Origin of the sequence: Flavobacterium sp., assembly GCF_031423415.1 — a bacterium.
Lineage (GTDB): Bacteria > Bacteroidota > Bacteroidia > Flavobacteriales > Flavobacteriaceae > Flavobacterium.
On sequence record NZ_JANPFL010000117.1, the window covers coordinates 17,227 to 32,855 of the forward strand.

General features: G+C 31.4%; 14 protein-coding genes. All 14 read right to left on the reverse strand.

Annotated elements, in window-relative coordinates; all coding sequences use genetic code 11:
- Nucleotides 1-144: 144 nt before the first annotated feature.
- The 14 genes from RMO83_RS10030 to pseI all read right to left on the reverse strand — a co-directional run bounded on the left by RMO83_RS10030 (nucleotide 145) and on the right by pseI (nucleotide 15,622).
- On the reverse strand, nucleotides 145-2,520 hold the full coding sequence (locus RMO83_RS10030; protein WP_310559545.1) for a polysaccharide biosynthesis tyrosine autokinase: 2,376 nt from the start codon (nucleotides 2,518-2,520) through the stop codon (nucleotides 145-147).
- A gap of 426 nt (nucleotides 2,521-2,946) precedes the next feature.
- Nucleotides 2,947-3,498, reverse strand: coding sequence for a sugar transferase (locus tag RMO83_RS10035; RefSeq protein ID WP_310559546.1), 552 nt, complete (start codon nucleotides 3,496-3,498; stop codon nucleotides 2,947-2,949).
- Nucleotides 3,499-3,593: 95 nt separating this feature from the next.
- Complete coding sequence (locus tag RMO83_RS10040; RefSeq protein WP_310559547.1) at nucleotides 3,594-4,007, reverse strand: WxcM-like domain-containing protein; 414 nt, start codon at nucleotides 4,005-4,007, stop codon at nucleotides 3,594-3,596.
- Nucleotides 4,008-4,075: 68 nt separating this feature from the next.
- Nucleotides 4,076-4,969 (reverse strand): NAD-dependent epimerase/dehydratase family protein, encoded by an 894-nt coding sequence (locus RMO83_RS10045; protein ID WP_310559548.1) that lies wholly within the window; start codon nucleotides 4,967-4,969, stop codon nucleotides 4,076-4,078.
- 12 nt (nucleotides 4,970-4,981) lie between these two features.
- Nucleotides 4,982-6,139 carry a glycosyltransferase gene (locus RMO83_RS10050; RefSeq protein WP_310559549.1) on the reverse strand — a complete coding sequence of 386 codons (1,158 nt, stop codon included), beginning with the start codon at nucleotides 6,137-6,139 and terminating at the stop codon, nucleotides 4,982-4,984.
- Between the two features lies 1 nt (nucleotide 6,140).
- On the reverse strand, nucleotides 6,141-7,094 hold the full coding sequence (locus tag RMO83_RS10055) for an NAD-dependent epimerase/dehydratase family protein (protein ID WP_310559550.1): 954 nt from the start codon (nucleotides 7,092-7,094) through the stop codon (nucleotides 6,141-6,143).
- Between the two features lie 61 nt (nucleotides 7,095-7,155).
- On the reverse strand, nucleotides 7,156-7,956 hold the full coding sequence (locus RMO83_RS10060) for a glycosyltransferase family A protein (protein WP_310559551.1): 801 nt from the start codon (nucleotides 7,954-7,956) through the stop codon (nucleotides 7,156-7,158).
- A 39-nt stretch (nucleotides 7,957-7,995) separates the two neighbouring features.
- Nucleotides 7,996-9,126 carry a glycosyltransferase family 4 protein gene (locus RMO83_RS10065; RefSeq protein ID WP_310559552.1) on the reverse strand — a complete coding sequence of 377 codons (1,131 nt, stop codon included), beginning with the start codon at nucleotides 9,124-9,126 and terminating at the stop codon, nucleotides 7,996-7,998.
- Nucleotides 9,127-9,147: 21 nt separating this feature from the next.
- Nucleotides 9,148-10,254: an EpsG family protein gene (locus tag RMO83_RS10070; RefSeq protein ID WP_310559553.1), complete on the reverse strand. Its 1,107-nt coding sequence runs from the start codon at nucleotides 10,252-10,254 to the stop codon at nucleotides 9,148-9,150.
- 132 nt (nucleotides 10,255-10,386) lie between these two features.
- A complete protein-coding gene (locus RMO83_RS10075) occupies nucleotides 10,387-11,472 on the reverse strand; it encodes a glycoside hydrolase family 99-like domain-containing protein (protein WP_310559554.1) in 1,086 nt (361 codons plus the stop codon).
- 64 nt (nucleotides 11,473-11,536) lie between these two features.
- Nucleotides 11,537-12,973: an oligosaccharide flippase family protein gene (locus RMO83_RS10080; protein ID WP_310559555.1), complete on the reverse strand. Its 1,437-nt coding sequence runs from the start codon at nucleotides 12,971-12,973 to the stop codon at nucleotides 11,537-11,539.
- Nucleotides 12,974-12,979: 6 nt separating this feature from the next.
- Nucleotides 12,980-14,278 (reverse strand): hypothetical protein, encoded by a 1,299-nt coding sequence (locus RMO83_RS10085; protein ID WP_310559556.1) that lies wholly within the window; start codon nucleotides 14,276-14,278, stop codon nucleotides 12,980-12,982.
- A 38-nt stretch (nucleotides 14,279-14,316) separates the two neighbouring features.
- The gene (locus tag RMO83_RS10090) at nucleotides 14,317-14,505 is read right to left on the reverse strand and encodes a hypothetical protein (protein ID WP_310559557.1); all 189 of its coding nucleotides are present in this window, start codon (nucleotides 14,503-14,505) and stop codon (nucleotides 14,317-14,319) included.
- A 76-nt stretch (nucleotides 14,506-14,581) separates the two neighbouring features.
- On the reverse strand, nucleotides 14,582-15,622 hold the full coding sequence (gene pseI, locus RMO83_RS10095) for a pseudaminic acid synthase (protein WP_310559558.1): 1,041 nt from the start codon (nucleotides 15,620-15,622) through the stop codon (nucleotides 14,582-14,584).
- Between the last annotated feature and the right edge of the window lie 7 nt (nucleotides 15,623-15,629).

Sequence of the window (15,629 nt, forward strand, 5' to 3'; positions counted from 1 at the left end):
TGATTTGTTTAGAAAAGCTATATTGTTATGAAAAGGTTAACTGCCTATCTAGTCAATGATATTCTAAATATTAACAATAAATCGTATAAAATTACCGGCAGATTTTGTTATATTTCATCATATAAAAAGCTAAATCCTCTATATTTATTTCTTGAAAATCTTCTTATACCAAGGCTTTTTCTCGACAGTAACACCATAACCATATGCTCCATAACCGTAACCACCATAACCGTAACCACCATAGCCATATCCTTTTGAAATCTGAGTGTCATTGAGAATAAAAGCCATATTAGGTAATTTGTTTTCAGTATGCAAAGTGTCTGGAACAGATAACAAGTTTTTATCTAGATAATTGGCCCGTATAACGTATACAAAAGTATCTGCGTGTTTTGCTATTATCAACGTATCAGAAACTAAACTGACAGGTGCTGTATCTACTATTATGTAGTCATATTCTCCTTTTAATTGAGCAAATAATTCATCTAGTTTTTTACTCATTAACATTTCTGTAGGGTTCGGTGGAATAACGCCACCCAAGAGAACTTCAAAGGATTCAAATTCTTTTATTGGCTTAATGTAATCCGTGATGTCAACATTTTTGGTGGATAAATAATCTGTTAATCCTTTCGTATCAGATAGACCAAAATATTCGTCGAGTTTGGGCTTTCTTATATCCATCCCTATCAGAAGTACTTTTTTTCCAGAATGGGCAAAAACCGCAGCCAAATTCACCGATAAAAAGGTCTTTCCCTCTCCAGGAATGGTAGAAGTAACAAAAATACACTTTGCTTTATCGTCTGGTACTTGAGTCAACATATAGTCTATATTTGTCCTAACAATGCGCAGGGCTTCGGCTGTACTGGTTCGACTCGCGGTATCAATAATCAAATTAGGCGTCAATGCTTTTGGAACATCTCCTAAAAAAGGAATATTAAATTTATCCGTAATGTCAAAACGGGTTTTCACCTTAGTGTCTAATAATTCTATTAAATTAATAATCGAAAAAGGAATTATCAAACCTAACAAAAGTGCTATTAAATACACTGATTTTCTATTAGGTAAAACGGGGATTTCCAATGATTTAGCTGGATCTATTACTCTAGCATTAGCTTCAGTAGCTGATAGTGAAATGGCAGATTCCTCTCTTTTTTGTAATAAATACAAATATAATTCCTCTTTTACTTTTTGTTGACGAGCAATAACCCTAAACTTATGTTCTTGAACAGGAATTTTACCAATTTTGGCATTAATGATGCCAAACTGATTATCAGAATCCCTTTTTTGAATGGTCAATGTGGACTGTAATCTTCGCAAGCTATTTAAAATTGTAGCTTTCAACGAGCTAATTTCTTGATCAATCTTAATTACGGAAGGATTTTCTAAAGTAGCTGTTTTTAAAATTCTATTGCGGTTTAGAATTAATTGATTGTAGTTATTAATTAAGCCTGTCGCGTTTTCTTGATTGTTTATAATATTCGTTGGTAGTAAATCAGAATTAGTACTTTTCTTCAAGAAATCTAACATTGAAGACACTACATTAAGCTGAACATCAATATCTATTCCCTTATTATTATATTGGTTTGACCCTTCGAGGTAAATTTTAGCTTCTGAATCAATATCAGTTAATTTATTCGCAGTTTTAAAACTTTCTACATCATTCTCGACTCCGTCTAGTTCTTGAGTGATCAAATTCAATCTATTAACAATAAAATCAGAGGTTTTTTCAGAAATAAAGTTTTTATCCCAAATTGCATTTTCATTATAAATTTGAATTAGGTTGTTCAGAAAATCCTCTGCTTTAAAAAAATCTGCATCAACCATAGATACATCAACTATACTGCTAGTTTTGCTTAAAGGCATTACTTCGAGTCTAGATCTAAAACTATTAACAACCTTGTTAATAGGGCTAATAAAAATAGAAAGCTTTTTTTCACTTTCTTTTAATACATATCCTTTAGATTTTTTTATAATTAAATCTCCAACTTTAGTTTTAATTAAATCTCCATAACAGAAGACGTTATTTTTATTTAAGGTGTTATCTATTTTAAAAGTATTACTATCTAATTCGGTAAAAGAGAAAGAAGTTACTGAATTGTAAAATCGAACTGTTTTGTTATAAAAATTAACCTTAATAGGTGGTGTTTTATAAATTTCACCATTATTTATTCTCCCGATCATCAAAAGGGACACATTTAAATTAAGCCTTTTTACCGTATTTTCAATTAATGATCTTGACTTTAAAATTTCAATTTCATTGTCAATATTGCTTTTTACACCACCCAAACCCAACTCAGAAAAAGCTGATAATTCAGACAGCATTCCACCTTTTTTTTCGTCTTTAACTAATATGGTAGCTGAGGCTTTGTATTGAGGAGTAGTATATCTCAAATACATTATTGCTATGATCATACTAATAAATGTTCCTAAAAAGAACCACCTCCAAAGGCTTAAATATTTATTTATAATGGGAGCTAATTCTAATCCCTTTTCCTTTTTTTGATTTAATATATTATTTTGCATTTAAAATTTAATTTGTTAGTACAACTAATGTATTATGAGTTATTAATAAAAAAATCACAGGTTATAAAACTTATTAGCTTAAGAATTACTCACAATTAAAAAACAAAAAAGAGTCTTGAAACAAATTGCTTTTGTACTATCGTCTGCGATACATAGCTTCTTGATCACATTGCTCTAATTTAATAATCTAATTTTTATGAAAACAAAGGTTCTTGAAAATGACGAACTAAAGCAAGACTTTTTCAATTTAAAAATTTATTTAGATAATGTACAAATATAGAGATTACCATCATAGAAACTAGTAGGTCTTTTAGATTTTTTAGAAGAAGAAATCAGCCTAATAGCTCTTGAGCAATTTCCCAAAAGGCAGAAAACATCTATTAAAACTCGTATTTACTTTTGAAACGCTAGCGAATTAAAACCTCGTCAATGTTTAACTCCTTTGCTATTCAAGACCTTAAAAAAAGTAAGTGCAATAATTTTTAGATCAAACCAAAACGATTTTCTGCCTAGATATTCCTTTTCGTACCTCACTTTTTCTTCTAAAGAAATTTCATCTCGACCATTTACTTGAGCCCATCCGGTGATTCCTGGCAAGAGTTGATCAACTCCTGCTTTAACACGTAGCTGCATTAAATCATCTTGATTGTATAAAGCAGGACGAGGGCCAACAAAAACCATCTCGCCTTTCAGAATATTAATCAAATTAGGCAATTCGTCTAGGCTCAGCTTGCGTAAAACACCACCTATTTTTAAAATATATTTTTCAGGATTAAGTAATAAATGTGTTGCCACATTAGGAGTGTCTTTTTTCATCGATCGAAACTTATAGATTTGGAAAAAAGTATAATTAACACCTACTCGGCGTTGGGTAAAGAAAATAGGAAAACCATCTTCACAAAAAATAAAAAAGGTTACAACTAGAAATACAGGTGAGAGAATCACGAGCATTATGAAAGATATGAGTCTATTAAACATAATAACAAATTAATTAAAAAAAATTTATTTCAAATAAATAAAAATGTATCGTTTACAAAATACAGGATTGCTCAGCAATTTAATCAAATAGACCATTATTCAAAATAACTAACAGAAAAACGGTATTCATCTTCAACTTCTCCTAACATATAATCGGCCATTACCAGCAATTTAGATCCTTCTTCAACTGATTGAATGCTAGTAACACAACCCGATGGGATATGCAGTACATCTAATTTTGTGGAATCAAGTACGAAAGTAAAACGTTGCAACTTTTTAGAGGGAGTTTCCCAATCATCAATTATAATTAACTCAATTTTAAAAGAACCTTGAATCGCTGAAAACCAACGCTGCTCTATCTTGTGTCCTCGCCAACCTCTAATAATATCGATACTTTTATTTTCTATTACATAAATCCTTTTGATAGCCAAAGCCTCAAAATCATTATTGTAAAATAATGTTCCGCGTAATTCGTCGTGACGATTACCTTTAATTAGTGTTGGAATCATGTATATAAGTAGTTATTGATAATAAATATTTAGGGATGAAATTGATAAAGGATAATAGAATAAAATGATTAATCAGCAAAAGACCAAAAAGTTTTCAATAATCCCGTTTTTGAATTTTCTGGTAAGGATTTGCCTATTGTATTGACTATTTTTGCATTGCTCACCACATAACTCTCTGTTAGGGTCTTCAATCGTGCCGAATTGAGTGGCAAATGCAACACATCCCCAATTTTGGCAATTCCCTGAATCACCTGGGGTGAAATGGAAAGTATTCGAGCTTTCTTATTTTGAGATTGAGCAATAAGTTCTATTAATTCATTAGTTGAAAGGGATTCATCATCGGCCACATTATAAATTCCGGAAGGTATTGTTTCTTGGACTAACAATTCTTGAATTACAAAACATAAATTTTCAACACTTAAAAAAGACCGTTGATTATCAAAAGCACCTAGTGGCCAGGGTAACCCAATCGAGACTAATTTGAACAATACATTCAAATTTCCTTTGTTTCCGTGACCGTGAATCATACAGGGTCGCAAAATAAAAACGCGTTTCCCTTTTGGTAATTCTTGACTCATAAGGTAATTTTCGGCTTGTTGCTTGGCAATTCCGTAATGTGTTATCGGATTACAGACCTCCATTTCGGTTAAGGTTTCATTTACAACGTCTGCAACAGCTTTTACTGTACTCATAAAAACAAAAACCGAAGCTTCCGATTGTAGAAAAGCATCAAATAATTGTTTTGTTAGTTCAAAATTGGAATCATAATAGTCTTGAGGATTGGACACTTTTTTTAAATCGTGGGCTTTCCCCGCAAGATGAATTATAGCATCAACTTTCAAGTTTAATTCTTGATTGGGACTATAACGAATACTCAAAGAATCAACTTCATTTGATGGTTTCAAATAGTCTAAAAGATTTGTTCCTACAAATCCAGATGCTCCTGTGATTAGTATTTTCATTTGATTTCTTTGTTATGACTTATAAAGAGATTTATAAAACTGATGGTGAAAGTAGTAAACCGCATCAGCAGAAAAATACTTTATCACTCGTTCTCTGGCATTAAATTTAAGCTTTTCTAATTTTTCAGTATCCTGATATAAATCAATCATTGCCGCAGAAAATTGATTTATGTCTTTAAAAGGAACAAGAACTCCTGTACAATTTTGTACTATCGAATCTGACAAGCCAACAATATCAAAACCAATTGAAGGTACACCTAGGGCAGCTGCCTCAATAACTATAGATCCAAAACCTTCGCTGCTACTAGGCAAACATAAAACATCACTGATGGCTAGGTATTTATGATGCTCTTTTACAATATCTAAATTAATAATTTTATCTGAAATATCAGCATACTTAGTAAGTAAATAATGCAATTGTCCTTCTGATTCATCTGGTCCAATAAAAAGTAACTTTACATTGGGCAAATGTGCAATTTTAGCAAAACTTTCTATTAACTCAATAACTCCCTTAACAATAGATTTTCGTGCCAGAAATACAAAAACAAAATCGTTCGTTTCGATACCTAATTGTTTTCTTAAAATATCTCTTTTCGCAACAATTTTTATATCAAACTTATCCAAATTTACTCCCGACAAAGAACCTTTCCCTAAATATTCTATAGGTTTTCCTTTTACTAAAAATCCATGTTTGGCTAAAAAATCAGATTGAGACGCACTATCCGTCAAACAAACGGTGTTGATTGCAAATATTAGTTTGTCAATAAATTTATAAAAAAATTTTGAAATTCCTTTCTTTGTTGACCATACTTGACCCGTAAAAGTATGAATTCTGATAGGAACGAATGTAAACAGTCCTGCCAAAGAAGATAAAAGACCTGATTTTGGCATTATGGAATGAATAATTTTAGGCCGAATCTTAATACACAATACAATTAAATTAAGCAGAGCAATTGAATCATAAAATATAGAGGTCTTTCTAATAATTTGAATATTGATGAATGTAATATAGGGATAATCATCCTCAAATTTACTTACATTACTTCCTGCAACGAATAATTCATAATCATTTTCCGATCTATCTATAAAATTTTTCAAATGCCATGGCACTACCTCAGCCTGAGTAATGACTCTTAGTAACTTAATTTTTTTAGGGGTTGTAATATCCATTTTATAATCTATTTATAGTTGATTTTTTATAAAATTCAACTAAGTCTTTAATGGTCTCCGCTGTACTTACTACTGGTTTATAGTCAAGTTCAGTTTCGATTTTGTTAGTTTCATAAATTACTCTATTACTCAAAGCGTTGATGCGCGACACTGTTAAGGGGTTTTTTGGAATAAAAAACGTTGCTCTAGCTAAGCATTTAGCAAATCCTAAAGGAATTCTAAATTTTGGAAAAGGCTTGTCTAATGATTTTGAAATATTCCCTATAAATTCCTCAATGGTGCACCAGCTTGAGATAATATAAATTCCATTTTTTGCTTTTGGGTTGGTAGCAGCAAGGTATAACGCTTCAATAACATTTTCAACCGGAACATAATTGGCAGAAGCTCCCTTTTCGAATCCGACAAAAAAATAAAATCCCTTATCAATACTTTTTACTAATTGAAAAATAGATTGATTCGTCATTTGAAAACCAAACACATTCGACGGTCTCACAATCGTGCTAGTAAAAACGCTATTATTTGTTGCTTCTAACACTAAAAAATCGGATTCGAGTTTAGTCTTTTCATATTCATTTATAGGATTGTAAGCTTGATTTTCAGAAATAATTCCAGAATATAATGGTCCGTACACACCCGTGCTACTCAGCTGAACCCAATGTTTAACCTGTCCAGTTGCAGCTTTAATCAAATTTTTAGTTCCTTCGACATTGACCAAATTCATAATAGATTCATCCTTGATTTCAGCCGCGCAGTGGTATAATACATCAGCATTTTTTAATAATAAAATTAATGATTTTGCGTCTGAAAGGTCACCAATATGAAAATGAAGCCCTTTCACGTTATCATGATTCAATTTTTTCCGTGTTAGCACATGAACTTCATCGCCTAAATCAATATGCTTTTCAATTAATAATTTTCCAATAAAACCTGTTGCTCCGGTAATTGCAATTTTCATTATTTTAAACTCTTTTACATTTTTACTTTTTGAACTATTTCAATACTGATATTCTTTACAATTAATTTTTTTTACTTTTTACCAACCAAACTCTTCTGAAATATTTGATAAATGAAAAATTAAATATTAAAAAATAATCTAAATAATTAATGATTCTTTCCTTTAACGCATAGTTCATGTTGGTCAGTTCTCCTTTTTGCATTCCCCACAAATTACTTGATAATCCCGTTTCTTGAAAATGTATTTGACCACTTCCAGTCGAAACTAAACTTTCATTGAGCAAATAACATTCCTTAACATTCGCAATTTTGATAAAATAATTTACATCTTCACAATACCCTTGAGTTTCATCAAAAAAACCAATTTCATTTAATATATCTTTTTTAAAAACAACAGTTGATGTGGCAAAAAAATTTTTATACAATAAATTTTTAGGGCTAATTCGCGTTAGTAGATCAAATTTTATATTCAAAAAAGACTCGTGATATTCACCTACTCTATTGGCTCCTAAAAAATCAATATTAGAATTTTCTTGTAGCATTTGCATTTGACGTTCCAATTTAGTGTTTATCCAAGTATCGTCGCTATCTAAGAGCGCAATCCAATCGCCACTTGCCTCCGTAAGACCAACATTTCTAGCCTTAGAAACGCCATAATTAATTTGTTTAATCAATTTGATTTTAGCCAAGTTACTTTTAGATAATGTTTCGAAAAACGAATTCAAAACAGCTACCGTATTATCTTTTGAGCCATCATCTATAATAATAATTTCCCAATCGGTATAAGTTTGCGAAAACACAGACTTCAACGAGTTGATGATCGTTTCTGCAGCATTATAAGCCGGGATAATTATTGAAACCATTATTTGTTTTAAATTAAATTTTTAAATAAATTTAGTGATCTATAATTTAGTAGCATTAATGAGTTTAAATAACTTCGAGCAATAAATATCCCAAGTGTATCCTTCAAGAACTCGATTTCGTGCTTTTGTCCCCATTGTTTTTATAATTGTTCGATCATCTAAAATCGAAATCAATAAGTTATGAAGTTCTTCAGCGTTGTCTTGTTGAATTAACCAACCTCCATTTTCGTGATCAATAGCATCCGATATACCTCCTGTATTGGTTCCAATAACAGGTAATCCGCACGCTTGAGCTTCTAAAAAAACAAGACCAAAACCCTCAACGGTTATATTGTTTGGATTTTCTCTTGAACAAAGAATAAACATATCATTCGAATTGTAAAAATTGGGTAAATCTAAATCTTTAACATATCCAAAAAAGGTAACCTGTTGATGTATGCCTAATTTTTCAGCTAATTTCACTAGTTCTCCTGAATACACTCCCGTACCTGCTATATTTAACTCGAATTTATTTCTGTACTCAATAGGAAGCTGAGCTATAACATCAAAAATAAAATCATGTGCTTTAAATTGTTCTATTCTTGAAACAATACAAATTTTTAATTTTTGAGATTGTAATTTCTCCTTACTATTAGGTTTAAAAAACTCTTGATTTACTGCTAAAGGAAGAGCAAAATTATTCGACTTATCAGATATACGTTGAATTAATCCTTTAGTATAATTACTATTTGCAATAACCAATTTTACTTTTCTTAAGACAAAATTAGCATAATATCCCAGCCATATCTTTTTTCTGAAAAATGAATTGGCGCTTAAGAACTCCGTTCCATGTCCCAGTACAAAAACGTTTTTAAAACCAGAAATCAAAGCTAATATACTCTCTGGATGCCATGTCCCACAAAGAATATCATACTGTTCTTTGTTTTTTAATGTGCTTAGAAATTGTATTGCTTTTATTTCACATACCAATCTTTTTGTAGGTAATTCAACAATTTCTACATCTTTTAAATTATAAGGGAAATTTTCGCCTTCCTTTTTTCTTGTTAAAACTGTGACACTATTATAATAAACATTCATGCCATAAGCTATTTCCAAGCATAGTCTAGCTATACCACCATTTGATGGCGGAAAGTCGTATGAAAATAGTATTAATTTTTTATTAACGTTCACTAAAAAAATTTTTATAGCAGATCAAAACCTCCTAATAAAAGATGAATTGATATAAATACCTTTGTAGGGTAGAAATAATCGTGGATACTCTGAAATAGATTGAAAAAATATAAAATAGGAATAAACAAAAAGTGCAATCATTACATAAGCTCTATCTCTTCTGGAATCAAATAATAATAACAAACTAGCTAAAAGAAAGCATTCCATAACACTGAAATAGTAACCTCCTCTTCCAACTAAGATTACGAAAGTACTTGAAAACATAAAATAAATCATTATTCCTAATGTAAAACCATTGAATAGTAATTTGTAGGTTGGGAATTTGAGAGTCATTTTATCATAACTTATTAGAAATAAAAAAAAGAAAAATAAGCGCCTAATGAGTCCTGTAATACTCAAAGCTGTTTTCGACAATTCTCTACCAACATACATTTGTGCTTTGTTTGCAGAAGTTTCTCCTAAAAAATCACTAAAATTCAAAAAAAGAAAATTAGGCAAACTAGATTTTCCAATCAATATAGCTACAAGTAAAGCGAGAACTATTATCCTTTTATCAAAATCTCTGTTTAAAAAATAATAGACCAAGAACAATAGTGCGGTAGTATGAAATAAGAAGGCAATCGAAACTAATATAAAAAACTTCCAGGGCTTTTTTTCATTGATTATAAATTGCAGCGAATAAAAACAAATGGCCATCGCTATTAACTGCCGGTTAGATCCTAATATTCCCATTGTGGATACGTAAAATATCAACGTGGATAAAAAAGGATATGGACTTAAAAAATTAGTGGACTTTAAAACTAAGAAATAATAAATTACAGCGTGCAACACTAGGAAAACGGTGTAATCAGTGGTAAACAAACGAATTAAATAAACAAAAATACCGTACCCTATTTCAAAACCAATTATAACATAGTTCAAAACATCAGTATATGAGGTTGTCCCAGTAAAATTATTGAGATAGGAATCCCAATCTGTTCCAGTTTGCCAACGAAATCCAACTTGAAAAACTAAAAAACAGTACACAAAGATAGACATTCCTCGGTGCTGCATTTCCGTCAAATCAAATCTAATTTCTATGATCGAAAAAATCAATAAAATAACTAATGTAAAAATATAAATTTCCATTAAAACCTGCTTTTGTATACTGTATTATAGTTATTCAGAACATGATGTTTCAATAAATAGTTGTGATACTATTCTTCGTAACCTCTTTAAAAAACAATCTATTATAACTTGGTGTTCTCTAAAAATTTTAAATTATTTTGCAATTTGACGTTTCAACGCTTCCAAGTATTGTACACCCCAGCGCAAATCCGGTTCCATATAATTCCCTTCAGCCCATTCATTCCAAGATTTTAAGAAAATTATTTTATGTTCTTCTTCTTTATTTTCGACAAGTTGAACCACTTCCTTTACATGTTTTTCAAAATAATCTGGTGTTGAACCTGTGAGAACAAATCCCTCACGACCGCTACGCGCGGTGTGATCCCAACCTGGAATAATACTCGGAAAAATATTTTCTATTTGATCTTCTTCTGGATTTATAAAATACTTGGACACCGTTTTATATGGATAAGCAGAAGGAACACCTCGAAATATTTTGTTCAAACGACTGTATATTTTATTAATTAATGTGTTGTGGTTTAAAGTATAATTGAACAAACCAGTGGTGTTTACAGCATCAAAACCGTTATCTAAAACTTCTCTTACAGAAAATTTAGGATCAATACAATGCCCAATAAAATAAATTCCACTTAATCCATTTTCGGCGGCTAGTTTTAACCAAGTGTCCATAAATACCCTTATTTCAGGATTGCCTACTGGTTTATAAATCATAAAAAGGGGCTTGCCATCAATGGTAATATATCGCATATCTTTCAGTGCGGGCAACACGGCATAAAAATGTGCCGTATAATCTTCGACTCCAGGATACAATTGCTCTATCAAAATATTACGATTAGTCATACCATGGGCGAAACCTTTCCAAGTTTCATTGGCCCAAGCCAAACAAAATGGAAAATCAGGCTCGCCAGAAGCCAATACTTCATTGAAAGGTCGTTCAATTAAGCGCTTACCATTTCCAAACCAGTAATGCCAATAAATGAAACCTTCAATGCCATATTCACGTGCCATATCGGCTTGCGCTTTTCTAGTTTCGGCAACTCTTAAATCATAATAACCTAAGTCAGCAGGAACTCTGGGCTGATAATGTCCTTTGAATAAAGATTTTGCTTTACCTACATTAGTCCATTCTGTGAATCCTTTTCCCCACCATAGATCATTCTCTTGAATAGGATGGTATTGAGGTAAATAAAAAGCGATAACGCGTGCTTTTGTTTTCATAAGTAGTTACTTTTCTTTACACCAATAGAAGAACTGGAGTTAAAAATCTTTTATAAAATATCACTTATTGTATTAATTGTTTTTTCTTAAAACTATTCAAAATTTTTAGTGGATTAATGGCTAAAATTAATGATATTCCAATCACTGCAAATACAGATACTGTTGATTTTAAAATAATAGCATACACAATATCTTCGATAGGAATTAAGTACACCATAATATAAATTACTAAAACTATTAACAATAGACTAAAAAAAGGTCTAGAATGACTGATTTTTAATTCGGCATACCAAATAGAAATAAACAACATAACGGTCATAGCTAAACTAGAAACCAAGGCGGCAGTTATTAAACCAAATTTTGGCAAAAAAACGATATTTAATACGATACTAATTGTGGCTCCAGTAATACTCACAACCGAATTTATTCTAGTTTTTCCTTTTGCAGTTATGATTGTTCCATAAAGTAAACTCAATGACGAACTATAAACGCCAATTATTATCATAGGAACGTACCAATACGCCTGATGAAACTTTACATTGGTCATGATTTGAAAAAATTCTTTCGCAAAAATGCTCAAACACAAGACTCCTATTAATAGAACATAAACAAACCCATTGCGAATATTCTCAAAAATTTTTTTGAAATCGTTGCTACCCCAATTTTTAAATATATAGGGCTCAAAAGCTTTGTATGCGCCAAAAGAAAACACATTAAGCACCAAAGCTATGGTTGCAGCCGTGCTGTAGATACCCAAATCATTTAGATTTAAATATTTATCTATCAATATTCTGTCGGAAATTGTGGTAACATAATAGGCAATTGATCCTGGCAAAAGAGGCAAAGTAAAAGCCAATACTACTTTTATCTGCTTAAAATTTAAGTTCCAAATAATATGTTTTCTCGAAATATAAAGAAAAATAAAAGCATAAAAAAAATTGACCGTAAGAGTAGCATATAAAACGGCTAGTGCTGTATAATGAAAATAAATTACTAGGACCAATGAGAGCGTTAAGGTAATTATTCCCTCAATAATTCTTAAAATTGTCAGAGGCAAAGGCCGTTCTAATAAGCGATACAAGGCTGCCGGAAGTATTGAAAATAAATTGAAAAAATTACTTAAAACACCAATAATGATATACGGGAAAAAAGGAATTTTACTGCCAAAAGCACTAAAAATATATTTTCCAAATAGCAAAATAATTACAACCAAAATTGCATTTAATAATAGAACAAAGGAAGAAAGATTCCCTAATAATTTTTTTTGCTCTTCACTGTCTTTGCATCGATAATAAAAAACCAAATAATAGGTGTTAATACTCAAAAAACCCAAAGCCAACAAAAAAGTGTTCAACGAATTTACATAATTTACAATCCCATAATCCGATGGGGACAAATAACGAGTAAGAATAGGCAATGATATGAACGCCAGAAGTCTAGGAATAATATCCCCTAATGCATAAATTGATGTGTTTTTAATCAAGCTTTTCTTTTCGCTCATTGTTAATTATTTAATTAATTCCTTCAGCACTGTTAAATCAAAATCTTGAATAAATTCGTGAACTAAACTATAATCGGTCATAGCATTAAATCGTAGCATTTTTTCTAATTCCTCTTCATCGTAACACATCATCAACTTTTTCTCAGAACCATCAAACGGAGGAACCGATTTGTAACCAGACATATTTACCCCATTCTCGTCTTTTGGATCAAAGGCAATATAATTGACCCCTTGAATTAAAGATTCTAATAAAACGGTGGAGTTTGAACCAATTACAAGAGAGGTACGAACTAACGAATCCGTCAATGTTTGAGTATCACAAACATAAAAGTCTTGATCTAAGAAAGCATGAACCCAATCTCGATTTATGGACGGATGAACTCTATATCGCACTTTTTTCAGTCCCAATTTTTTTAATACTGATTGCACTTTATATAAATACAAAACAACCGTACTTTTGTCGTTTAGAACGGTATTGTTATATTCGTGTTGATGCCAAGTAACCGATGAAACTGGAACGATTAATACATCGGATAAATCAGATCGCAAATTCTTCGTTTTGGGTAAATTTTTATAGTCTGGGTTTCCAACCACTTTTATTTTTGAAGGAGTGAAGCCTACATTGATATAATTTTGTTTTATTTTTTCACTCCATACCATCAAATAATCTGCTCTATTGTCAACTTCAAGAGAATAAATCCCGGGCAAACCGTGAGTAAAAATAAAAGTGGGACGATCCATTTTCTTGAAAATATCAATACTGTATTTACTGTAAAAATATTGGTCTGTATAAAGAAGTAATGCTCGGAAATCTTGCTTTTGGTATTCCTTGACAAGATGTTGTTGAAATTCTTCTAATTCAGTATGAAATTTAGATTCTAAAAAAGTAAAAAAGTCTTCTTTCTCGATACGCTGTTGAATATCCAAGTGCCATTTCAAAGTTTTAAAATCACCAAAAATGTTTATTTTTTCTACAGGATACCATATTGGCGAATACAAAACAAAATCCAAATCAGAAAGCGCGCGATTCAGTTTGCTATTAGCTGTAATGTGCAAGGTTGATAAAACCTTCAGCTTATTGGATTGAATCGAATTAGATTGAAGAAATAAGGCATAAAAATATTGGTACAAGTACAATATTTTTTTCTTCAAAATTACTTCTCTTTTTCTATGATGTGTTTTTGAAATATGTGCTTCAGAATTATATATATGCCAATCTAATTCGACTTTGAAAAAATCGATATATTTTTTCGACAATGCATTGTCTGCATTTTCAACTAAATATTTGATAAGATATTTGTCCATATAGTAATTTTAAATCCGAAGCAATGATTATTTTCTGGCTAGTTATAGCCTAATTGTTTGAGGTTGATTTTTGAAACATAAATAGAGGAACCAGTTGTGTTTTCGTGACCTGAATAATAGCTCAACCACAAATAATCTCCCTTAATCACCATTCCTGGATAACCACAATCCATTTTGCTATTAATATTCAGAATCAGGATATTTTTTTTACAAATCATGACAGTCATATAAACACTTGTTTAAAATCTTCCCGAAATAATCATTATGTTTTCGACAATATCAAAAAACAAAAACCTTTCTTCATCAGTAGATTATTTGTTCTAGTTTCAAACCAGTACCTCTTTCTATAGCTTGATTGACTTTTTTGCCTATAATTTCAGTATAGTATTTGGGATGCAATCCAAAACCAGGTCTTATAGAGCGAACATTATTTGGAGTTATTACCTCTCCTTCTTTCATATCTTCGACTACATACAGTGAACGACAAAAATCTTTGCCACTTGCTTGCTTTTCTGTAAGAGTATAATCTACTTTTCCTATGGCTTGCTCTGCCTCTCGAACTGCTTTAACCATTGCCGTAAACTCGATTTCATTCATAGAAAAAGAAGCATCTGGGCCACCAATAGAACGATCCAAAATAAAATGTTTTTCTATAATTTTTGCACCAAAAACAGTGGCTACAATGGCCACAGTAGCTCCCATAGTATGATCGGACAAACCACTGATTACATTATAACGCTCGGCTAGATCTTTTATCATGCACATATTGGCTTCTTCGATAGGTGCTGGGTAACTGGAGGTACATTTTAGTAAGGCTATGTCATTATTTCCCATTCTTCTGCAAGCATCCAAAGCCAATTCGATGTCTTCTTGTTCCGCTATTCCAGTAGATAAGATAATAGGCTTCCCTTTTGAAGCTGCGTACTCTATCAATGGTATATCTGTAATTTCAAAAGAAGCAATCTTGTAGGCTGGCACATTCAAAGATTCTAAAAAATCGACCGATGTTATATCAAATGGAGAAGAAAAGCAAACTAATCCTTCTTCTTTAGCAACTTGCATGAGCTGCTCTTGCCATTCCCAAGGTGTATAGGCCTTTTGATAGAGTTCGTGTAAGTTTTGATTTTCCCAAATCGTGCCTTTAATTATAAAATCATCCTTGTCTGATGCAATTGTCATCGTGTCAGCAGTGTAGGTTTGCAATTTTATACAATCAGCTCCAGCACGTTTTGCGGCACGAACTGTTTCTATTGCTGTTGATAAACTACCATTATGATTAGCTGATAATTCTGCAATGATAAATATGGGTGAATCCGAATTTATTTCTATGTTTCCTATTTTCATGATAAGT

Excerpts from the sequence above, each read along its gene's own strand:
- RMO83_RS10030 (WP_310559545.1), bottom strand. The coding sequence starts at position 2,520 with ATGCAAAATAATATATTAAATCAAAAAAAGGAAAAGGGATTAGAATTA.
- RMO83_RS10035 (WP_310559546.1), bottom strand. The coding sequence starts at position 3,498 with ATGTTTAATAGACTCATATCTTTCATAATGCTCGTGATTCTCTCACCT.
- RMO83_RS10040 (WP_310559547.1), bottom strand. The coding sequence starts at position 4,007 with ATGATTCCAACACTAATTAAAGGTAATCGTCACGACGAATTACGCGGA.
- RMO83_RS10045 (WP_310559548.1), bottom strand. The coding sequence starts at position 4,969 with ATGAAAATACTAATCACAGGAGCATCTGGATTTGTAGGAACAAATCTT.
- RMO83_RS10050 (WP_310559549.1), bottom strand. The coding sequence starts at position 6,139 with ATGGATATTACAACCCCTAAAAAAATTAAGTTACTAAGAGTCATTACT.
- RMO83_RS10055 (WP_310559550.1), bottom strand. The coding sequence starts at position 7,094 with ATGAAAATTGCAATTACCGGAGCAACAGGTTTTATTGGAAAATTATTA.
- RMO83_RS10060 (WP_310559551.1), bottom strand. The coding sequence starts at position 7,956 with ATGGTTTCAATAATTATCCCGGCTTATAATGCTGCAGAAACGATCATC.
- RMO83_RS10070 (WP_310559553.1), bottom strand. The coding sequence starts at position 10,254 with ATGGAAATTTATATTTTTACATTAGTTATTTTATTGATTTTTTCGATC.
- RMO83_RS10075 (WP_310559554.1), bottom strand. The coding sequence starts at position 11,472 with ATGAAAACAAAAGCACGCGTTATCGCTTTTTATTTACCTCAATACCAT.
- RMO83_RS10080 (WP_310559555.1), bottom strand. The coding sequence starts at position 12,973 with ATGAGCGAAAAGAAAAGCTTGATTAAAAACACATCAATTTATGCATTA.
- RMO83_RS10085 (WP_310559556.1), bottom strand. The coding sequence starts at position 14,278 with ATGGACAAATATCTTATCAAATATTTAGTTGAAAATGCAGACAATGCA.
- RMO83_RS10090 (WP_310559557.1), bottom strand. The coding sequence starts at position 14,505 with ATGACTGTCATGATTTGTAAAAAAAATATCCTGATTCTGAATATTAAT.
- pseI (WP_310559558.1), bottom strand. The coding sequence starts at position 15,622 with ATGAAAATAGGAAACATAGAAATAAATTCGGATTCACCCATATTTATC.